Origin of the sequence: Helicobacter pylori (assembly GCF_011140715.1) — a bacterium.
Classification (GTDB): domain Bacteria; phylum Campylobacterota; class Campylobacteria; order Campylobacterales; family Helicobacteraceae; genus Helicobacter; species Helicobacter pylori_DA.
Genome location: NZ_SFZZ01000050.1, coordinates 17,403 through 39,573 on the forward strand (window position 1 = coordinate 17,403; position 22,171 = coordinate 39,573).

A 22,171-nucleotide genomic window follows, 5' to 3' on the forward strand; every position below is an offset into this window, starting at 1 on the left:
TTAAAAAGTTTTTGATTTTGTTTAATCACAACCAAGTAATCGCATCAACTTTTGATTTTCTTGATTTTTGGCTCGCTTCCGCCACCCTCTTACCCAAAGCGATCAAGCATGCGATTTTAGGCTTATTGATACGCTCTTCTAAAACTTCGCCCACTTTTAAAGGATCAAAGCCTCCAATAATGCAACTATCCAATCCCATTAAGCTCACGCCCATGCAAATTTGCCCCACAGCGATATAGCATTGCTCTAAAATATAGCTTTCTAATCTTTGCATGCTGTGGTTGAATCTCACGCCAAGCATTTGAGCAAAAGAGAGGATCACTCTAACCTTATAAGACTCCGGATAGAGATTTTGCATGTAATGGCCGTGTGGTAACAACTCGCTAGGTTTTAAAGAGCATACCACCATTAACGCTGAAGCGCTTTTAATCATTTCTTCATTAAAATAGCTGTGCGCTGCAATCTGTTTTTTTAAATCCTTATTAGTAACCATCACAAAACGCCATGGCTGCGTGTTATAAGAGCTTGGCGATAGTCTGGCGATTTCAGCGATTTCTTCTAATTCTTCACTAGAGAACTCATAATGGCTATCAAACATCTTGCAAGAATGGCGCTCATTCAATAATTGTCTTCTTTTTTCTTGATCCAAAAATTTCATTGATTTTCCTTTATTTTTTCAGAATTTTTCGTAGCATACAATAAAATCCCTAATGAAACAATTACCATAAATAAGCTTAAAATCTGCCCCATGCTCAAATTTAAAAAATAAACCCCCATTTGGCTATCCGGCTCTCTGTAAAATTCCGCAATAAAGCGCATCAAGGAATACCCCAAGCCATAAACCACGATGAGCAACCCATGCGTTTTGGTGTGTTTTTTAGCCCACATCACCATAAAAAACACGATAACCCCCTCTAAAAACGCTTCAATCAATTGGCTGGGATAACGCAACTCGTTATCCACCATAATGCCTATGATTTGCCCTAAATGGCTGTCTTTGGGGACAACCCTCCCCACAAGCTCCTGGTTTAAAAAATTCCCAATCCTCCCAAAAACATACCCTAAAGGCAGGCTAATCGCAATCAAATCCAAATAAATCAAAAGCTTTTTCAAATCCTTACGGCTATAAAGATACGAAGCGATCAAAAACCCTACTAGCCCCCCATGATAGCTCATCCCACGAATGCCTACAAAATTCCCATGGCTATCAAAAGGGTTAAAGATTTGCCAAAAATGCGTCAAATAATAGCTGGAATTAGGCTCATAAATAAGAACGTATCCTATCCTTGCCCCTAGCACAATGCCAAGCTCCGCCCATAAAAAATAGCTCTCAAATTCCTTCCTTTCAATGGGGAATCGCTTGGGATCTTTTTGGATCATTCTCAACGCCATGTAAAAAGCGACAACAATCGCGCACGCATACGCCAAACCATACCAATGCACATCAATACCGCCAAGACTAAAAGCGATGGGGTTAAATCGTTCATAAATCGTATTCCAAGCGTTCATGCTCATCCTTAAATTTCAAATTCTTTAGGAGCGATCGCTTCAAATTCATACCCTAACAGCGCGATTTTATGTGCATGGAGCATCAAGCGTTTGGCGGAACTTGGCTCATTGTTATAAAGCGTATCGCCTATAATGGGGTGGTTGATATGCTTTAAATGGACTCTGATCTGGTGGGTTCTTCCGGTTTTGATCCCCACTTTTAAAAGGGTTTTTTTATTGATGATTTTTAAGGGCGTGATGATTGTAACCGCTTCTTGCCCTTTTTTAGAGATTTTGCTAAACGCTTTAGTGGTTTTAATGGTAAGAATGGGGGCGTTGATTTCTCGCTCTTCTTCTATGATGCCTTGAACGATCGCTAAATACTCTTTTTTAACCGCCCTGTCTTTAAAAGCCTTTTTAGCTTTTAAATGGAATTCTGAATTTTCTTTCACCAATAAAATCACCCCGCTTGTTTCTTTATCCAAGCGGTGCAACAACGCCCAACCTTTGAAAAAAGAGGCTAGATCATAGCTCTCTATGAAAGGGGGTTTAAAAAGGGCTAGAATGTTTTCATCTTCAAAAATCACGCTGGGTTTTTCAATTTTTTGGACGCTAAAGCGCGTGTTTTTGGGGAGTTCTTTTCTGGCGACCATCAATTTCTTCCCCCCTATACTCACTAACCCCAAATCAATCAAAGCTTTGGCTTTTTTATGCGAAACGTTTTCTTGAACGCTCAATATTTTATAAGCTTTTTCCATGTTTATCCTTTTTAATGTTTAATGAAAGCGAGCAATTCGTTTAAATCATGCCCGTTTTCTAAAAAACGCGCCACGCCTAAATTTTTGTAATCTAAAAGAGTGCCTAATAGATCCTCTTTTGGAACGATTTTATAAGGCTTGACTAATTCAAACAACGCCACCTGGTTGAAAAGATACTCCCCTGTGATTAGGCGCGCATTAAAAAACGCCGGCTCTAAAGGGTTATGCCCCCCCATTTTGACAAACGAACCCCCTAAAATGACAATGTCTGCGATCGCATAGAAGTTATTCAATTCCCCCAAGCTATCCACTAACAAAATATCGCATTCCACAAAACCCTTTGAAGAAAAACACTCCAAACTAAAACGAGTCGTTTTTAAAATATCTTGCAACAAATTTTGCACGCTTTTAAAACGCTCAGGGTGGCGCGGCACGACAATCAGTCTTGCGTTTTTAAAAGTCTTTTTCAATTCTAAAAACGCTTTTAACCCTAATTCCTCTTCGCCTTCATGCGTGCTGGCTAAAACAATGTTTAAAGCGCTTGGGTTTTTAGGGTAAAACGAAGTGATCATAGGCTTTGAAAAACGCTTGATATTCAAAAAATCCACCACTTTTTTAGCCCCTAGATTCAACAAGCGTTTTTGATCGGCCTTGCTTTGCGCTAAAATCAAATCAATGCGTTTGAATAAAAGTGCATAAAAGAAAGAAAAACGCTGGTACTTGGGGTAAGAACGAACGCTAATCCTAGCGTTAATGAGCATGGTTTTTGCCCCTAGTTTTTGAGCCGTATCAAACACATTAAACCACAATTCCGCTTCTGTAACCACCAAAGTTTTTAAGCGTTTTAAGTTTTTTTTCCATGCAAATAATAGGGTTTCAAAAGGCAGGTAACGCACCTCTATATGTTGGGAATGCTGGTAAGTTTGAGCGGCTAATTCAAAGCCGGTATTAGTGGTAACGCTGATTAAAATCGGCTCTTTTAAAGCGTGAATGATCGGCTCTAAGGATTTGACCTCCCCATAAGAGCATGCATGAAACCAAAAAGTCGGCTCGCTTTTTAAAAAATTGTCTTTGAGAAAAAAACGGGCTTTCAAAGAATGGCGGTATTTTTCCTTAAAACTCCAAAAAAAGATGAAAGGTGCACCAAAAAGATGCCCCAAAGTTAACAATAAAAGGTAGAAAAACTTAAACAATCAAACGGATTCTTGGCTTTCTTCTTGGCTTTCTTTTGGTTGGCTTTCTTTTGGAGGTTGAGCGTTACTTTCATGCGCGCCCTCAGCGTATAAAATACGCCCGCAATACGGGCAAGTGATCATGTCCCCACTCGTTAGCACTTCGGCATAAATCTTATCGTTCAACCGAATAAAACAACCCCCACAAGCCTGTTTTTTGATCGTTACGATGCTCGTGTTTTTCGCCCATCTTCTAATCCTTTCATAAAAGCTATAGATTTTAGGCTCGGTTTTTTCCACTAATTCTTCTTTCTTTTTAAAGATGATCTGTTGGGTTTCTTTGATGTTTTTGATTTCATTTTCCACTAAGTTTTCTAATTCCAACGCTAATTTTTCAAGCTCTAGCATTTCCTTTTTCAAAACTTCTTGTTTTTCGCTTTTGTGCTTGATTTCATTTTGCAGGTTTTCAATTTCTCTGTTGGCTTGATTGGATCGCTCTTTAGCAATATCTTCTTCAATGTTTAAAGATCGCAATTCCCTTTCGGATTTGATCTCGCTCATTTTTTTTTGGATACTGGCGATTTTAGCGTTCGTGTCTTGTAAGGTTTGCTCGTTTTTAGAAACCTGTAATTTTAGGGCTAATTTTTCTTCTTCCAGATTCAAAATCGCTTTATTTTTAGCTTCTTTATCATTCAAGGCCTTATCCAAGTCTTTTCGTTTTTCTCTGATCAACGGCTCTAAAGAGTCAATTTCTTTATCCAAATGCGAAATTTCAATCAATTGTTTGAGGTGGGTGTTCATCGCTTTCCTTTAAATGATTTGCAAGGGGTTTTTAAAATTCTCTATTGTAACCAAATAATTAAAAGAATGCAAAATTTCAGCCACAATGAGTGCGAAACCCCTTTCGCTATAATAATGCGTGGCGTCAATCAAACTTATCCCTAAAGATTGAGCGATCATAGCGTCATGGTATTTCACATCGCCTGTAATCAAGCAGCTTTGCGCTTTTAAAGAAGAAAACATGGACGCTCCCGATCCGCACACAAACGCTAAATCTTTAATCATTTGAGAACTTTTAACGCATGCTAATTTTCCCACCCCTAAAGAAGATTTGATTTTTTCTAACAGCGCATCAAATTCTATATTGGCGTTTTCTTTCACTAACATAAGGCCTTTTTCTATCAAGCCATCAAACCCTAAAAGCGCGCGCGCGAAATGCTTGTTTAAATGCGTTTTGTCAAAATTCGTGTGCATGCTGATGACTGAAATGTTTTTTTGGATTAAGGTTTTTAAAATATTCCCCGGATAAGCCTCAACATTTAGCGTTTTTAAGGGCTTGAAAATTAAAGGGTGGTGCGTGATGATTAGGGCGTTTTGTGGAGCGTTTAGAGCGATTTGAAGCGTGATTTCTAAGCATGCGATAATCTCGCTAAACTCGCTATTTTCACTCCCCACATTCAACCCGCTATTATCCCACGATTCTTGGAGTTCAAAAGGCGAAAGGCGGTTCAAAACTTCCAACACTTCCTTAACTAATGCCATTTTAAGCCTTTATTAGAGCGTTTTTTAAACGCTCTTCTCTTTCTTCTTCTTGCTCTTTATAAAGAAACGCGCACCCTTTGGCTAAATCCCTGATTTGTAAAATATAATTTTGCCTTTCAGCCACCGAAATCGCTTTTCTGGCGTCTAAAATATTGAAAAAATGCGAGCATAGCATCACAAAATCATAAGCCGGCAAGGGGAGCTTGTTTTTTAAGCAATGCAAGGCTTCGGCTTGGGCACTTTTAAACATTTCTAATAGCCTTGTTACGCTCGCCACTTCAAAATGATACTTGCTGAATTCGTATTCGCTTTCCAAATGCACTTGCGCGTAACGAACGCTTTCATTATCCTTTTTAGCCCATTCAATCTCTAGGATATTTTCCACTTTTTGGACATACATCGCCAATCTTTCTAAGCCGTAAGTGATTTCCACGGGGATAGGGTTACAAGGAATGCCCCCCACTTGCTGGAAATAAGTGAATTGCGTAACCTCCATGCCATCAAGCCACACTTCCCAGCCAAGCCCCCATGCCCCTAAAGTCGGACTCTCCCAATTGTCTTCTACAAATCGTATGTCATGCTCATTAAGGTTTATCCCTAACACTTCCAAGCTTTTTAAATAGAGTTCTTGGATATTAGAAGGGCTTGGCTTGATGACTACTTGGAATTGGTAATAACTCCCCAAGCGGTTAGGGTTTTCCCCATAGCGCCCATCAGTAGGCCTTCTAGAGGGCGCGACATACGCCACATTCCACGGCTTTTTATCCAAACTCCTTAAAAGCGTAGCCGGGTGGAATGTCCCAGCTCCTGCAGGAATATCATAAGGCTGGATCACCAAACAGCCTTGATCTTTCCAATACTCTTGTAATTTTAATAATAAACTTGAAAAATCTTGCATGCTCTCTTTCCTTTTAAGCGCGTCTGATCAAATCGTTCATGCTCTCTAGCACACTCTTACCCTTTAAAAGCAAGGCTAATTCGCTCGCAATGGGCGTGTAAATGCCGTATTTTCTAGCGATTTCCACAATGGCGTTGGTCGTTTTCACCCCTTCAGCCACTTCGCCCAATTCTTCTAAAACCACCTCTAAAGGCTTGTTTTGGGCTAGTCCCAAGCCCACACGATAATTCCTAGATAAAATGGAATTAGCGGTTAAAAACAAATCCCCAGCCCCAGAAAGCCCTAAAAAAGTCTCTGTCTTGCCCCCAAAGAACGCCCCAAAGCGTTGCATTTCCACTAAACCACGAGACAATAAACTCGCCTTAGCGCTATTGCCTAATTTCAAGCCATCGCAAACCCCCCCCGCAATGGCTATCACATTTTTATACGCCCCAGCGATTTCACCCCCTATGATGTCTTGTTGGGCGTAGGCTCTGATAAAAGAGGGGGTTTTATTGGCAAATTCTAGCGCTAAAGCCTGATTATTGGAATGGATGACTAACGCGCAAGGCAGGCCTTGAATGATTTCAGCCGCAAAACTCGGGCCGGCTAAAAAACACAAAGCGTTAGGATCGATAAAATCCTTTGCGATCTCGCTCACAAACGCCTTGTTTAAAACCTCTATCCCTTTAGAAGCGATTAAAACCTTAGCGTTTTTGGGTAAAGAAGCGTTTTGAAACCATTCCCTCAAGTGCTGCACGCTAATAGCGATGACATAGAGCGTTGCTTTTAAGCCTCTTTGTAAATCCACTTGCTCTATGGGGGCAGAACCTTTAGAAATCAAGGCGTCATTGAGCTTTTTTAACGGCTCGTTTAAATCCCGCCTTGAAATGATTTTCACTTCACTCTTTTCTCCAAAAGCAAAGGCTAAAGCCCTCCCCCACGCCCCGCCACCAAATACTGCAATTTCCATTAAATTCCTAATCTCATTGATTGTAAAACTCACCATTTTACAATAATAAGTTTAAAATAGCCCTTACATTCAAAACGCTGTCTTTGATTAAAAATAGGGTAGTAAAAATCAGAAAATTTTTTCACGCTCTGATCTAGATCACCGCTGTTTTGTTCTCCTCCATTCCCGCAAATTATTTTGAAGCCTCTCATCGTTTAAAGACTCTTGATAAACTTTCTCATTTCTTTCTTTATATCCTTTAAGTATTGACAAATTTCTTAAAGAATAATCTAATTGGAGCAGTTCATTGTCATAATCTATCCAATCTCTATATTTTTGAATTTCTTCTTCACTCAAATCATACCAATCCAAATAAAACAAACAGAGATCCCTAAAATACAGCGCCATTTTTTTGATTTCTTCAAATTCCCTGTAGTTTGCTTCATCGTCCTCTTCGTCGTCGTTTTGTTCTTTGTATTTTTCCCAAGTGAAAGCGCTCACACGATCAAAAACCTTATCAATGCTTTCTTTAAACAAGTCAATCACTCCGTTCAATTGCACTAAATTCTCTCTTTTGGATCGCTCTTGCTCAGAAAATTCTTTGTTGAGCGAATAAATTTTATTAAAGGTAGCATCGTTGAAATCATCAAAGCCTTTTTGCATTAAATCCAGTTTGACAGAATGCAAAGCCTTTTGGTAGCGTTTGAATCGGTTAGCGTCTTGCTTAATAGCCTTTTCATACATGAAATGCACCTCGTATAAATATCCTAAAATTTCGTTTTGTTTCTCGCTCCTTTGATTCAATCTCATTAGAAATTCCTCAAGCGAGTCAAAAACAGGGCTTTTTTCGCTGAACTCTTTAATTTCTTGATACCTTGTAGCGCTGTAAGCACAAATCCCTAAAAACTCAATGCCATTATTCTCTAAAGTCTCTTTAATTTGTTTAGCGACTACTTCTAATTGGCTTTTAGTGCGCCTATCAGCCCTACTCAATACGATAAAAACCTGCTTGCCTTCTTCGTATAATTCTTGCAAAAACTCTAAATCATCTTTATGAAGTTCCCCACGCTCGCAACTAATAAGCCATAAAATGTGTTTAGCGTGTTTTAGGGATTCTTTAGAGGCTTGTTCGTCCCCACCCGTATAGCCTTGATTGCCGGGGTTATAGCCAGGCGTGTCTATGAAGCATAAAAATTCAAAAGGCACGCTAGGAGCGCTCAAAAGCATGAAAGGCATGATTTCTTTGAGATTAAAGCCAAGGGATTTTAAAAACTGATGGTCAAAAGCGAGATTAGGTAATTCCACCATGCCCCCATTTTGAGAAAACCCCATTAAAACTTCTCTTTTACCCTTTAAGCAATAAGTGGGGATAGCTGTGGTGGGTTTCATGTCTTCAGGGAGTTTTAATTTCAAGCCCAACAAGTTGTTTAAAAAGGTGGATTTTCCCGTGCTAAACCTCCCCCCACCGCAACGATGGTTTTTTGGAACAAACTAGGGTAGCTCGCCACCAATTGCAATTTTTTTTGGATTTCTTGGAGCATCAGTAACGCTATTTCCTTTTCTTTGAGCGAATCCACGCCGCTAGCGAACTTTAAAAACTCGTTGTCTAAAATTTGCTGGTATTCTTCTAGCCCTTCATTGTTTGTTTTAGCGTTTAAAATACGAGCGATTAGATCGTAGCGTTCTTTTAAACCCTCTGTATTGTGGTGGTTTTCAGCCCTGCTATTGTCATTAAAAATACCATTAAAAAATTAATACTCATTAAATTCCCTTTAAAGCTTGGATTTTTGCGTCTAATTGAGCGATGGATTGTTCTTTGTTTTGCACTTGATTTTGTAAGTTTTGCATGTTTTCTTCAAGTTTTTGAAGCGTATCGCTGGCGAAGTTTTGCCTTTCTAAAGTCTCTCTTAAACCTTGGATATAGCCTTTCACATCTTTTTTAGCCTCAGCTTCAAAATCCCTCACATAATTCCCCACGCTTTGTATGAAAGCATTAGCTTCATCGCCTTTTAAAAAGCCCGTTTTCCCCCTTATCTCGCCAGGAAGCTTATCAGTGTAATCAAACTCTTTAAATTCAATGGGATTTAAAACAGCTATCACGCTTTTTTTGAAAGCGTATTTATCAATCAAACTATTATCACGGATGATTTCACTCATTCTAGAAAAGACTTTAGCGTAGAGTTCTTTTCTAAAAACGACTTTAAAAGAATCAGCGCTTCTGTTTAAGGCTTCTTCGCAGCTTTCATGCATCTCTGTCAAATAATCAAGCACCGCTCCGGCTTTAATGGTTGCTCTTGTGCGTTCTACTTCATTATAGCCCCAATCTTTTTCACCAACAATGCTACCAAACCATCTTGCCCAACCTCCCAAACCGCCTTGCTTCACTCTTTCAATATAATGCTCTTCTTCCTCTTCTTCTCTAGAGCGCGTTTTAGCCGTTTGGATAGCTTTCTTCAATGTTTCTTCCAAGCCAGCTCTAATATTGTTGATGAAATGCAGGATAAATTCTTCATACGCTTCCCTAAACTTCATTTCAATGTTACCAAAGAGGTTTTGATAAGCCTTTATCTGCTCTTTGATAGCGCTCATATCAGCGCTTTTAACCCTCTTTTTTTCTTCTTCCAAATCTTGCAACAACTGCGCTATGAATTTATGGAGGTTGTTTGCTTGGCTCTGTGCATAATCTTGCCATTTTTGAGAAATGATTTTTTCTTTCTCTTTTGCGGCTTTTTCTAAACGCTCTTCAATCGCGCCCATATTGCTTAAAAACAATAAGCTTTCTTTAGACTTATCATCGCTATTAAAAGCGTCAGGGTAAGCGTCTCTTAAATTCCGTAAGGCATTGTGATACTCTTCTGTTTTTTGGTTTCTTTCCCAAGAAGCTTGGTTGCTAAAGTCTTTATACATGCTAAAGCAAACCCCTGAAGCCAGAATGACGCCATTTTTGATTGCTTTTTCAAAAATCTCTCGTTGGTTAGGGTAGTTTTCAATCAACTTTTCCATGATATTATTTAATTGAGATGAAAGGGCTTTTTACGCGTTTTCAAAGGCTGTAGGGAGGTGTTGGCGAGATTGTTCCACTTCACTAGGACTGCAAACAGTGCTATCTGTCTGGCTTGCCACAAAATAAATTTCTTGAAGGCCTTCTTTATTAGAAACCCTGTCAAACAAATCCATATCGCTATCCGTTAAAAACTGATTAGAAGGGCTTATGATAAACACCACATCGCAATCTTTCAATAAGGCTTTGGTGCGCTCTTCCCTGGAAGCGATGGGATCATTCACTCCTGGGGTGTCAATCACTTCCAAATCTTTAAGATTGGGGTTATTCAAAGAAATTTGCACCGCTTTAGCGTAGGGCATATACTTCCCATCCGCGCCCACGAATTGGAGCAATTTTTGATTCAGCTCTTCTAAGCTATTGGCTTGAATACGCGGATCCAAGTTTTCCGTGTTGAGCAATCCGCTTTTTTTCATTTTTTCGTATTGATCGTGTGATGAAACGAGTCTTGTATCCTTTTCTAACTCGTTTTTAGCGATCCTTTCAGCCCTTTTTACTATTTCTTCATCGCTTAAAATATTCTCTTTGGGCGCTGCTTCAGGGTTTTTGTTTCTGCTAAACTTGTTGCTAAGATTCCTAACTCTCTCTTTAGCTCTGTTTGAAAGACTTTGTTTTTCTTTTTGCTTTTTGACTTCTTCTCCAACAATCCTGTTAAACTCCCTTACATACCTTTCATGTTCGTTTTCAAGCTCTGCAATATCCTTTGGGCTATAAAACTCCACTTCAGCGCTCAGATTTTGAGCGTATTTTAAAATGGTAAGGCTAGCGGTCATGGGTGTTGCCGCTTTGGGTAAAACCTCTACACCCTCAAAAATCAAAGCGTTTAAGAGCGAGCTTTTACCCGCTTTCACGCGCCCGATGATACCGACTTTAAGATCCCTATCTTCAGCCTGCATTTCTTTTAGCGTTTTCTCTAACTCTTCGGTTGTAATCACAGCGTTTTCGCTGATAAAAGGCCCAGCTCTTTCTTGCAAGCCTTGTTCTTGTAGCGTTTTTTCAATTAAAGCGCTTTTTTTAATGAGTTCTTGAGCGTTCATTTTTAATCCTTTAAATATTGTTGTTCTAGATCGCTTAAAGCGTTGATCTTGTTTTCTAAGATTTGTTTTTGCGCTTCTAGATCGTTTAGGTGTTTTTCTTTTTCTTTTTGAGCGAGCGCGATTTCTTGTTTTTTATGCGTGATTTCCAGTTCGCACCGATCTTTTAAACCTTTTAGGGAATTTTCCAAGCATTCATTAAACAAGCCCGGTAAAACTTTTTTAAGCTTGTATTGAACCTCTGGTATCACTTTGACTTCAATCAGATTTTCTAATTTCGCCCGCTCTTTTTCCTCGTTTCTAAAGAATGAAGCGATGATATTAGGCAGTAATGTCAGTAAATCTTTTAAAAGAGGTTTTAGCCCTTGCAAGATCAGCGCGAAGGGTCTTGTAACCGGGTGCTTGGCTAAAATCACGCTTAAGGCGTTGATCCCTAATTCAAGGCCATGCTCTACATTTACAGAAAAGCCGCTAGAAAGCTGCGTGTTGTTCAAGCTTGCAAATTCCACGCAAAAATCTTTTGAAGAAGAAAGGTTGATCTCTTCAATCTCTAATTTAGCGTTTTTGATCAAGCTTTGTTGCATGATGCTTTCTATTTCGCTATTGAACTCGTTAGGCTTGTTGATTAAAGAGGCTAAATAGGATTTTTGCTCCCTGACCTCTTCTACTACTTTTTTAACCACCGATCCCACAGCTACGCTAGAATATTCTTCTTCTAAATTAGCCCTTAATTTTTCATAGGTTTTTTCAATGTCTTTAACGCCCAAATCCAAAGATTGTATTTCTTCTAAAGCCTTTTCTTTGGAGTAATCAAAGCTTTCCATCACGCTTTTTAGGCTGTTTTGTAACTGGGAATTTAAAAACTTCAATCGTTTCAAATACAAAGCGCTAAAAAGCTTTTCAGCGTCTATTTTATCCGCCACCTCTAAAAGAGTGTTATTGTCTTTATTAGAATAAATAAGATGCGTTGTCAAATCAAGGTGATCCTGAAGTTGCTCTTCAATATAATGAGAAATCTCTCCCACTTGCGAAGGCGTCCTTAAATTCGTTTTACTCAAAATAAAGCTAAGGCCTTTGTCAAACTCTAAAAGGTTTTTCAATTCCCTAACCATGCGTTTAGTGAGATTGCCCTCTTCTACGCTTGTGAGAATGACAAAATGCACGCCCCTTTCTAAATATTCCAAAATGGCATGGGTGTGGCTTGAAATGGGGCTATCAAACCCGGGCATATCCACAAACACCAAAGGCGCGCTGTTTTTCAAAGCCTCATTATTCAAATAAACCTTAAGGTAGGAATACTTCGCCGCATTCTCTTTAATCGTCTCAAAACTTTGCTCATTCAGTTCAAAACTCTCTGTTTTTTCATCATTGCTTGAAAAAGCCTCTATGCGTTCATTAGCGCTATAATGTAATTCAGTGGCTAAAGAAGTCTCTGGCGTGATACCGGTAGGCAAAACGCTACTGCCTAAAAAGCGGTTTAATAGCGTGCTTTTCCCTGCGCTAAAATTCCCCACAACGGGTATCACAAGCTGTTGTTTTTGAATGCTCGCTAAAAGAGTAGAGCATTCTGTTTTATCGATCTCCACTTCTTTTAAAACTTCTAAAACCTGTTCTAAAAACTCCACAAAATTCGTTTGTGCGCGTAAAATCATCACCAATCCTTTAAAATTAAAAATTAAAATCTAAATCAAACGCAAAAATCCCTAAAAAAACAGATAGGGTTTATATGGGTATGGGTTTATATGGGGGTGAAAAGATAAAACGGCTGACTAGAGAGAGAGAGAGAAGGCGAATTCTTAAGAATAATAGTCATTACAAACTCCTAGCACCATTTAATAGTGGGTATTGTACTTGATTTTTACGGATATAGCCTAAGAATCCTCTTGTTTGCCAAAACCCGCAAAAGCTATGCTTATAAAACGATTTTAATAGCCGGCATCAAATCGTTGTTTTCTTCTATTTTTAACATTCTGACATCTTTAACACAATCCGCAAAACATGGTATTTGTTTGGCTAGAATTTGCACCGTAGCGACACAAGTAACAGCATTGATGGTTTCATCGCCAAAATACACGCTACCTTGTTGCCATTTAAAGCCGTGTTGTTCCATGAATTTACGAATATCCGAATAAACTTTTGACAGATCCATCCCGTTTTCATTCAAGCAATTCGTGTCAAGATCAAAAGTTACAGCATACATCATTAGCTCCTTTATTGGTGTTATAGCATATTTTTACTTAGAATTTCGTTTGGTTAATGCATGCGTTTTACAACCCATGCGTTTGAGAATAAAATAATTTCATGTCTTTAGAAGCGAACTGGTTTTTTAAAGCTTTTGCTAGAGATAAAGCGATCTCATCGCTTAAAAAAAGCTTGAATTTAGCGTAGTCTTTGCGCCCGCTCACCTGCTCTTTTTGGCTTAAAAGCAGCGAAGAAGCGGCGTATTTATAGCATTCCACATAAAAAAAATCATCAAAGCCTTTTTCAAATAAATAATCTATTAAAGCGTCTTTCAAGCAAATATCAATATAAATTTCTAAAGCGAGCATGTGAAATCCCTTAATTGATTTTAATCTTTTTAGCGATGAGCATGAACATGGGCGGCAGTAAGAGTAAGGTTAGAGCGCTTGAGGTAACCAAACCTCCAAGCACCACGATCGCTAAAGGTTTTTGGACTTCGGATCCCACGCTATGAGAAAATAATAAAGGGAGCAAACCCAAACCGGCAATGCAAGCGGTCATTAAAACCGGCCTCAAACGCCTTTTAGCACCCAATAAAACGCATTCTTCCACGCTTTTCCCTTGTAAGAGAAGCTCTTTAAAATAGCCTATCATCACCACGCCGTTTAAAACCGCAATCCCAAAAAGAGCGATAAAGCCCACACTCGCTGGCACTGAAATATACTCCCCTAGCGCAAACAACGCAATAAGGCCTCCGGTAACCGCAAAAGGGATATTCAAAAGAATGAGCAAAGCTAAAGGAATGCTTTTAAAAGTGAAAAAAAGAATGAAAAAAATCGCTAAGATGCTTAAGGGGATAACGGTGGAGAGCCTTTTATTGGCCCGTTGCTGGTTTTCAAACTGCCCCCCATAAGTGATATAGTAGCTAGAAGGGAGTTTGATGTTTTGAGCGATGACTTTTTTAGCCTCTTCTACGAAAGAGTTCAAATCGCGCCCCACCACATTACTGCGAACCACGCTCATGCGCATTGAATTTTCACGCACAACAGAAACAGGGCCATCCACTTCTTCAATCTTAGCGATAGAAGTGATAGGCACTAAAACGCCATATTTTGAAGTCAAGGCCAAGCTTTTAATCTTTGTGATAGAGCTTGCAAAATCGCTCTCTTGGCGGATCATCACTGGGGTTCGTGAAATCCCTGTAGGGATCACATCTACAACCAAGCCCTCTAAAGCGGATTTTAAAAACTTGGAAAATTCATCGCTAGTGATCCCCACATCCGCCATCGATTCTTTATTAGGGGTTACATACAAATAATTCACGCCCTCATTGAGCGTGGTTAAAACTTCACTAGATCCCTTAATCCCTTTTAAAGCTTGCGCGATTTGAAAGCTCAATTTATTCAATTCGCCAATATCATCTCCAAAAATCTTAACCGCTAAATCCCCCCTAACCCCTGTCAGCATTTCAGAAATCCTCATTTCAATGGGTTGGGTGAAAGAAAAGTTAATCCCCTTAAAGTCTTTTAAAGAATCCATGATTTTTTCTAATAATTCATCTTTGGTTTTAACGCTCCATTCTTTTTTAGGAATAAAAGAAATAAAAGTATCGGTTTGATTCAAGCCCCCTAAATCCAGCCCCAATTCATCGCTCCCTGTGCGCGCGACAATGCTTTTAACTTCCTTGATGTGCTTTTTAATCGCGCTTTCAATGTTTAACATGAGATCTTTAGATTGATCTAAGGAAATAGAGGGGGTGGTTTCCACGCTCAAAACCACATCGCCCTCATCTAAAGCGGGCATGAAATTCTTCCCCACAAAAGGGAATAAAGAAAGGCTCGCCACTAAAAAAACAAACGCTCCTAAAATCACTTTTTTAGGGTTACGCACAAAAAATTCCAATAAAGGGGCGTAGATTCTGTTTAAAAACCTCGTTAAAAAGGTTTCGCTATGGGGTGTGGCTTTTAAAACAAGAGAGCTGACTACAGGAATGATCGTAATAGATAGAACTAAAGTGCCTAAAAGCGCATACACAATGCTTTGCGCTAAAGGCCTAAACATCTTGCCCTCTAACCCCTGTAAGGTTAGAATCGGCACAAAAAACACAATAATGATCACCACCCCACTCACCACTGAAACGGCGATTTCTTTACAAGAACGATAGATTGCATGGAGTTTAGTGGTTTTAGTGTTAGCGCTCAATTTTTCAAAAGCGTTTTCCACCACCACCACGGCTGAGTCAATGAGCATGCCTATAGCGATAACCAACCCCCCTAAACTCATCAAGTTTAAAGTCAAATTATTGAGCTTGATAAAAATAAACGCCACGGACAAGCTTAAGGGTAAAATCACCCCCACAGCCACGCTCGCCCTCAAATTCCCTAAAAATAAAAAGAGCGTGATGATGATTAAAACAACGGCTTCAATGAGGGTTTTAGAAACGGTGGCAATGGCTTTTTGCGTGAATTCTGAGCGATCATAAAAAACATTAATGGAAACGCCATTCGGTAAAAGGGGTTTTAATTCCTCTAATTTTTGATACACTTGAGCGATGATTTCTTTCGTGTTGGCTTCTTTTAAAGAAAGCACCAAGCCCTCTGTGGTCTCGCCCACGCCATCTTTAGTAACAAACCCCAAACGGGTGCGAGACTGGCTGATGACTTTTGCAAAATCCTTAATGTGCAAATGCCCTAAATTAGTGGAAACGGTGATTTTGCCAATGTCTTCTAAACTCAAAGAAGCGGTTTGGATTTTGACTAAAAAGGTTTCGCCATCTCTATCCACGCGCCCCGCTCCGCTGTTTCTTAAATTCACTCTCACAGCCGATTCTAAATCAGAAATACTCACCCCAAGCCTTGCCATGTCGTTAAAATCCGGCACGATCACAAACGCTTTACTAAAGCCTCCAATAGAATTGACATCCGCCACGCCGCTAATCATTCTTAATTGCGGGCGGATCACAAAGTCTAAAAGCTGTCGTTTTTCTATTTCGGTGATATTGCCATCAATGGTGAACATAAAGATGTCTGACAACGGCGTAACAATGGGTGCCATGCCCCCTTCAACCCCCACGGGCAAATCTTTCATCACGCTGCTCAAGCGTTCATTAACAATGTTTCTCGCTAAATAAATATCCACGCTGTCATCAAAATCTATCGTGATGTCTGAAATAGAATATTTTGAAACACTTCTTAAAGATTTTTGCCCCTTTAAGCCTAAAAGCTCCAATTCTAAAGGGCGCACGATGTTGTTTTCCATTTCTTCAGGGCTAGAGCCGGGGAGTTTTAAAATGATTTTGACTTGAGTGGGCGAAATATCCGGGAAAGCGTCTACTGGAGTGTGGATAAAACTATAAGTCCCAAAAAACAAAACAAGAATCGCGCCAACAATCACGATTATTCGCTGGCGTAAGGAAAATTCAATAATGGAAGCGAGCATTATTCTTCCCCTAAATTGTTGATCATGCCTTTTAACCCTATCAATGACCCCACTGCCACGCTGTCATTGGGGTGTAAATTTTTAGCGTTCACGATAAAAATCTTGCTGCGCTCTTCTAAAACTTGAACCACCACAGGCCTAAAACCTTTAGGCGTTCTCACAAACACCAGGTAATCCTTTCCGTTTCTGATCAAAGCGTTTGAAGGGATCAAAACCGAGCCTTTAGGCTGTGAGCCTTGAATATACATTTCTACCATTTCCCCCACATGGTAATTGCCCTCATCTAATAAAGCGGTGGCTAAAATCGTGTTAGAGCCTTTGTCTAACACCACCGAAATGCTTTGGATTTTTCCAATTTTTTCCCCCTCTTCATTATAGACCGGCGAATCTCTTTTAATGGATTTAGAAACGCCTACAGGCAATTTAATTTGAGCGATCAAATCATCGCTTTTTGAAATACGCACATAGCTAGTGAAAGCTAAAATCTTCTCGCCCACATTTTTAGGCGCTAACGCTAAAAGACCGCTATCTCTAGCCACAATCCTAAAACCATACTGCCCTTTAGGGTTTTTGGGATCCACGCCAAAGCTTTTAAACTCACTCTCTAATTGTTCCACCTTTAAGCCCATTTCCTGGTTGGCTAAAAAACTAGTTTGATACTCCCTTTTAGGGATCACCCCGGCCCTATAAAGCTCTAAATCTTTTTTAGTGATATCTTTAGCGATTTTTAATTTATTTTGGTTGTTTTGCAATTCAAAATACAAATTGCTCAAATCAATGGAACTCACTTCACAGATCGCATCTCCAGCCTTCACCTGCTCGCCCTCTCTTTTATAAACAGCGACCACAGACGCATCAAAACTCAAACTCTGCACCACAGAACTTTTACTATCAAAATCAATATAAGCGTTAAAAGGAAGCCCTTTACTGAAAATCTCTTTATCTAATTTAATCACCTTTAACCCCATGGGTTGCAAGTTTTTTTCTTCTAAAACAATTTCTGGATACTCTTTGGCTTTTAAAGAAACACCCATTGAAAAAACGCCCATTAACATAAGCCACCATAACGCCCGCTTCAATGCAATTCTCCTAATCTGGTCAAGCTCTCCCCTAAAGTCTCTTCTAAAAGCGCGCTAATATCAATGTATTCGATCTTCGCTTCCGCTAGAGTGATGAGAGCGTCCATGTAAGAATTTTGATAAATCAAGTATTCAAAAAGCCCGATTTTTTGGGCTTCATAAGCGATGCGCCCCATTTCCATCAAACGCTTCTTATTGGCAATGGCTTCTTTTTGGGTTTCAATGTATGCTTCTTTGGTTTTGAGCTGGTTTAAGTAGGAGTTGGCGTTGATTCTAATGTTTCGTTTCATCACTTCATTTTGCGCGAGCGTCCCGCTTTGCAAATCCAAGAATTTACGCTTTTGATAGATATTTTTAGGCGTTACCGGTAAAGGGATACGCACTTCCACGGAAAGATTGGTTGAAGAGTTATAGCTTTCAGAGCCAATCCCAAATTCAAATGCATTAAACACATCTCTATTAGCCAATTTCGCATTCACCTGATAATCTTTAGCCGTCAAATCCAAAATATCCACATACAACGAGCGATCCAGTTTGAACTTTAAGGCTTCAGGCTCTAATCGCACGTATTCAAAATCCAAACCGATCACCTTGACATCATGCAAATGGTTTAAATAAGTGTCAAAATGCGCCCCCTCTTTGACCGGCTCTACAATAGCGAGCATCGTGTCTAGCATTTTTTCTAAATCTATGAGTTTGGTTTCCACATTGGTTTTAGCGAGTTTGGATTCCAAATAAGAATTCTTGAAGTTGATGTAATCCTTTTCGCTCATGCTGCCGGCTTTGACTTTTTCTTTAGCGATTTTGAGCTGCGAATAAAAGTTCGCTTCTCGTTGCACATACACCTGATACTTTTCTTTAGTCATCACATAAGTCAAATAAAGGCGTTTAGCGCCAATAAAAGCGAGATTTTTACTCAATTGATAACTTTTATCGTATTGAATGGTTTTGATAGAAAGGCTTTTGGATAAAAGCGAACTCACCCATGGGAGCTTGGGCCTTACTATTAAAAGGGTTCTGGGCTGCGCTTCTACAATGCCTTGGAAGTTTTTCACCATAGAAGTTTCATTATAAATATAGGGGAAATCCCAAGCGTTTACGGAGCGTTGCTCATTCAAACGGCTTTTAAAATCGGCTTTTTTGCCGATCAACTCCATTGAATTAATTTCTACTTCTTTAAAAAACTCTTGTAGGGTAAAGATTTTCGCGCTAAGCATGCCCGCACTAAGCATGCTTATAAAAGAAACGATCCCTAAAAAACGCTGGACTTTGCGTTTGATAGCATTAAATCGCAATTTCTTTAATATCCCCAATTTCTAAGAAACTTTGATACACGCCCCATAGGAAATTTTTACGATTTTTTTGGATTTCTATGTCTTTATCCATCACTAACACGCTTTTAAAATATTCTTCTAAAGGTGCATGCAAACCAAAATAAGCCTCTATTTTGCTATCCAAACTCTCAAAAGCGCTCGTTTTGATCGCATTGAACGCTTCAAAAAGGGCATGCTCTTTTGGCTCTTTAAAAAGACGGGTAGAAAACTCGCTTGACTCGTTAGGGTTTCTGTCTTTATTGATATTGGCTAGGCGTTTGAAAGCGCTAAAAAGCAACTCTTTTTTTTGAGCGTTTTTAGGATCGTCTAAAAAGCGTTTTAAGGCCTTGACTTTTTGAATGATTTTAACAATGTCTCGCTCGTTGGTGTTTAACACGCTCCTTATGATAGAAGGGTTACAATCTATTAAATTATTAAAGCGCTCCAGTAAAAACTTTTCTAAAATCTCTAAATCAAAGCTTTGATAAACGCCCACTTTTTCAAAGAGATTTTTTAAATCCGCTTTCAAATCAAATTCTAACCCATAATGCGCAATGATTTTCAATAGCCCAAAACTCAAGCGCCTTAAAGCAAAAGGATCTTTAGATCCGCTAGGGATTTTACCCGCGCTAAAAAGAGAAAACAGGCTGTCTAATTTCAAGCTCAAAGCCACGATTGCGCTAAAAACACTAGAGGGCAAGGGGGCGTTTTCGCTTGCGGGCAAATACTGCTCTTTCACACTCAAGGCGACTAACTCGTTTTCATTTTGTTTTAAAGCGTAGTAATAGCCCATGATCCCTTGAAGCTCGCTAAATTCATACACCACTTCACTGAGTAAATCCGCTTTAGCGATTTGAACGGCTCGGCCAATCAATTCAAGGGCTTTTTCTAAAGGCATGTTTAAAGATGAAAGATATTTTTGCGTCAAATATTGAGCGATGGTTGATTCTCGCTCCATTTTATCCTTTAAAGTCCCTAAACCTTGCACAAAAACCACGCTCTCTAAAGGGGCGTTATCTAAAGGCTTTTTGAGATCGTTTTCATAAAAGAAAACCGCATCGCTCAAACGGGCTTTTAAAACCTTTTGATTGCCTAAAATGATTTTTTGCTTGTCTTTATTGATAGCGTTACTCACCACAATAAAGCCATTGTGTAATGTTGGGCTTTCTTCTTGGCTTTTTTGACTAAAGGTTGCAAAATAGCGCTGGTTTTCTTTCATGGAAGTGGTGATGATTTCACTGGGTAATTTTAAAAACGCCTTGTCAAACTCCCCTAAAAGCGCGCTGGGGTATTCCGTGATCGCTACAACCTCATCTAATAGACCCCTATCCATTTCTACGATGATGTGGTGCTTTGTTTCTAACTCTTTAATTTCTTGCAAGATTTTAGCTTCGCGCTTTTTAGGGTCTAAAATGACATGGTTTTTTTCTAAAACTTCAAAATACGCTTTAGGGCTATCCACTTCAATAAAATCAAAACCCTCTTGTCGGTGCGCTTTGGTGGCTTGCTTGGTTTTAAAACCATACTCTTTAACTTCAATATCGTTAAAATTTTCCCCATTAAACAACACGCAAATATTATGAATGGGTCTGATAAAGCTTTTTTCCACATTGCCCCAACGCATGGACTTCCCGAAATTCAAACCCTCTAAAAACTCTAACACAATGGGCATGATCAAATCTTTTGTAGGCTGTTTGGCATGGATTTTAGCGTGATAAAGCACTTCTTTATTGTTTTTAAACGCTGTTTGGAAATGCTTGGGATCCTTTAACCCTAATTTTTGATAAAACCCTAAACCTAGAGCGTTCAACCCTTGCGTTTTATCTTGATGATTGCATGCGATTTTAACGGGAGGCCCAAAAAATTCCTCTTTAGTTTCTTGAGTTAAAAGAGGAAAGTCTTTAATAAACAAACACAAGCGCCTAGGGGTGTAAAAAACCTCTATAGTTCCCACTTCTAAAGCGCGTTTTTGAAAAAGAGCGTGGAGTTTTTTAGGCATTTCTTTATATTCATTCAATAACGCTTGCGCGGGCAATTCTTCAACTAAAATCTCTACTAACAATTCATCTGAATGCAAAATCTCAATTCTCCCTAAAAAACAAAATCACTTTTAAGACTAAATCATGTTAGAATTATACTTGAATTTATTTTTAGTTTAGTTTATTTTTTAAATACAAAAGGTAGGCGTTTTGAAACATTTGACCCCACTCACTCACACCCTTTTTAAAGCCTTATGGCTAGGTGCAGCCTTAAGCGTATCTTTAAGCTTAGTTGCAGCAGAAAGCCCCACTAAAACAGAGCCTAAGCCCACTAAGGGGGTTAAAAACAAACCCAAATCTCCCGTTACTAAAGTCATGATGACCAATTGCGATAATCTTAAAGATTTTAACGCCAAGCAAAAAGAAGTCTTAAAAGCCGCCTATCAATTCGGCTCTAAAGAAAATTTAGGCTATGAAATGGCAGGCATCGCATGGAAAGAATCATGCGCGGGGGTTTATAAAATCAATTTTTCCGATCCGAGTGCGGGCGTGTACCATTCTTATATCCCAAGCGTTCTAAAAAGCTATGGGCATAACGATAGCCCCTTTTTGCGTAATGTGATGGGGGAATTACTCATTAAAGACGATGCGTTTGCTTCTGAAGTGGCTCTAAAAGAGTTGCTCTATTGGAAAACACGCTACCATGACAATCTAAAAGACATGATTAAATCTTACAACAAGGGCAGTCGTTGGGAAAAAAACGAGAAGTCTAACGCTGATGCTGAAAAATATTACGAAGAGATACAAGACAGGATCAGGCGTTTGAAAGAATCTAAAATCTTTGATTCGCAGTCCAGTAATGACCAAGAATTGCAAAAAAGTGCTAATAGTAACTTGGACTTAGATCCTATCGGCAACGCTATGCCCCAAACTTTAGCCGCCCAAAAACCTCAAATAGAAAAATCTCAAATAGAGGAAACCCAAGCAGAAAAACCCCAAGAAATGAAAGAGGCAACTAGCGAGCAAATAACCAACAAGCCAGAAAAAGCAAAAGATAAACCCATGTATTTGGCTCAAAATAATAGCGCTGATTTTGCACCCGCTAAAAAAAGCCCCAAAAAACCGGCTAAAGCGAGTCCAAAACGCTTCTCCAAAAATAATATAAATAATGTAAAAAGCCACACTAAAACCGCTTCCAAAAATTCTAAAAATAAAGAAGTGTGCAAAAATTGCTCTCCAGGGCAAAGGAATGCGATTTTAGCTAACCACATCACTCTCATGCAAGAGCTTTAAAAAG

Annotated in this window: 16 protein-coding genes and 2 pseudogenes; 1 reads left to right on the forward strand and 17 read right to left on the reverse strand. The window is 39.2% G+C overall.

Annotated elements, in window-relative coordinates; all coding sequences use genetic code 11:
• Positions 1-25: 25 nt before the first annotated feature.
• The 17 genes and pseudogenes from rdxA to glyS form a co-directional block, all read right to left on the reverse strand.
• Entirely contained in the window at positions 26-658 is a 633-nt protein-coding gene (gene rdxA, locus EWZ81_RS04450) for an oxygen-insensitive NAD(P)H-dependent oxidoreductase RdxA (protein WP_165549148.1), read from the reverse strand.
• On the reverse strand, positions 655-1,509 hold the full coding sequence (gene lgt / locus EWZ81_RS04455; protein ID WP_165549149.1) for a prolipoprotein diacylglyceryl transferase: 855 nt from the start codon (positions 1,507-1,509) through the stop codon (positions 655-657). The genes rdxA and lgt overlap by 4 nt, the downstream gene beginning before the upstream one ends.
• Positions 1,510-1,517: 8 nt before the next feature.
• Positions 1,518-2,246: an RluA family pseudouridine synthase gene (locus tag EWZ81_RS04460; RefSeq protein WP_000409629.1), complete on the reverse strand. Its 729-nt coding sequence runs from the start codon at positions 2,244-2,246 to the stop codon at positions 1,518-1,520.
• Between the two features lie 11 nt (positions 2,247-2,257).
• Positions 2,258-3,439, reverse strand: coding sequence for a lipid IV(A) 3-deoxy-D-manno-octulosonic acid transferase (gene waaA, locus EWZ81_RS04465; RefSeq protein ID WP_165549150.1), 1,182 nt, complete (start codon positions 3,437-3,439; stop codon positions 2,258-2,260).
• Positions 3,440-4,219, reverse strand: a complete 780-nt coding sequence (locus EWZ81_RS04470; RefSeq protein WP_165549151.1) for a zinc ribbon domain-containing protein — start codon at positions 4,217-4,219, stop codon at positions 3,440-3,442.
• Positions 4,220-4,228: 9 nt separating this feature from the next.
• Positions 4,229-4,960: a GTP cyclohydrolase I gene (locus tag EWZ81_RS04475; protein WP_165549152.1), complete on the reverse strand. Its 732-nt coding sequence runs from the start codon at positions 4,958-4,960 to the stop codon at positions 4,229-4,231.
• A gap of 1 nt (position 4,961) precedes the next feature.
• Positions 4,962-5,858, reverse strand: coding sequence for a glycine--tRNA ligase subunit alpha (glyQ, locus tag EWZ81_RS04480; protein ID WP_165549153.1), 897 nt, complete (start codon positions 5,856-5,858; stop codon positions 4,962-4,964).
• A 13-nt stretch (positions 5,859-5,871) separates the two neighbouring features.
• Positions 5,872-6,810 (reverse strand): NAD(P)H-dependent glycerol-3-phosphate dehydrogenase, encoded by a 939-nt coding sequence (locus EWZ81_RS04485; RefSeq protein WP_165529225.1) that lies wholly within the window; start codon positions 6,808-6,810, stop codon positions 5,872-5,874.
• Positions 6,811-6,948: 138 nt separating this feature from the next.
• Positions 6,949-8,528 (reverse strand): annotated as a pseudogene (locus tag EWZ81_RS04490) (dynamin family protein).
• 22 nt (positions 8,529-8,550) lie between these two features.
• A pseudogene (locus EWZ81_RS04495) lies at positions 8,551-10,887 on the reverse strand (dynamin family protein).
• Between the two features lie 2 nt (positions 10,888-10,889).
• Complete coding sequence (locus EWZ81_RS04500; protein WP_165549154.1) at positions 10,890-12,536, reverse strand: dynamin-like GTPase family protein; 1,647 nt, start codon at positions 12,534-12,536, stop codon at positions 10,890-10,892.
• A gap of 260 nt (positions 12,537-12,796) precedes the next feature.
• Positions 12,797-13,084 (reverse strand): virulence factor, encoded by a 288-nt coding sequence (locus tag EWZ81_RS04505; RefSeq protein ID WP_165549155.1) that lies wholly within the window; start codon positions 13,082-13,084, stop codon positions 12,797-12,799.
• 67 nt (positions 13,085-13,151) lie between these two features.
• Positions 13,152-13,433 carry a DUF3240 family protein gene (locus EWZ81_RS04510; RefSeq protein WP_000880303.1) on the reverse strand — a complete coding sequence of 94 codons (282 nt, stop codon included), beginning with the start codon at positions 13,431-13,433 and terminating at the stop codon, positions 13,152-13,154.
• 10 nt (positions 13,434-13,443) lie between these two features.
• The gene (locus EWZ81_RS04515) at positions 13,444-16,503 is read right to left on the reverse strand and encodes an efflux RND transporter permease subunit (RefSeq protein ID WP_165549156.1); all 3,060 of its coding nucleotides are present in this window, start codon (positions 16,501-16,503) and stop codon (positions 13,444-13,446) included.
• Positions 16,503-17,582, reverse strand: coding sequence for an efflux RND transporter periplasmic adaptor subunit (locus EWZ81_RS04520; RefSeq protein ID WP_165549157.1), 1,080 nt, complete (start codon positions 17,580-17,582; stop codon positions 16,503-16,505). Before EWZ81_RS04520 ends, EWZ81_RS04515 begins: the two co-directional genes overlap by 1 nt.
• A complete protein-coding gene (locus EWZ81_RS04525) occupies positions 17,579-18,877 on the reverse strand; it encodes a TolC family protein (protein ID WP_165549158.1) in 1,299 nt (432 codons plus the stop codon). Before EWZ81_RS04525 ends, EWZ81_RS04520 begins: the two co-directional genes overlap by 4 nt.
• Positions 18,867-20,972: a glycine--tRNA ligase subunit beta gene (glyS, locus tag EWZ81_RS04530; protein ID WP_165549159.1), complete on the reverse strand. Its 2,106-nt coding sequence runs from the start codon at positions 20,970-20,972 to the stop codon at positions 18,867-18,869. The genes EWZ81_RS04525 and glyS overlap by 11 nt, the downstream gene beginning before the upstream one ends.
• Positions 20,973-21,084: 112 nt before the next feature.
• Between glyS and EWZ81_RS04535 the strand changes: the two genes are divergently transcribed.
• Positions 21,085-22,167 (forward strand): hypothetical protein, encoded by a 1,083-nt coding sequence (locus EWZ81_RS04535; RefSeq protein WP_165549160.1) that lies wholly within the window; start codon positions 21,085-21,087, stop codon positions 22,165-22,167.
• Positions 22,168-22,171 lie beyond the last annotated feature (4 nt).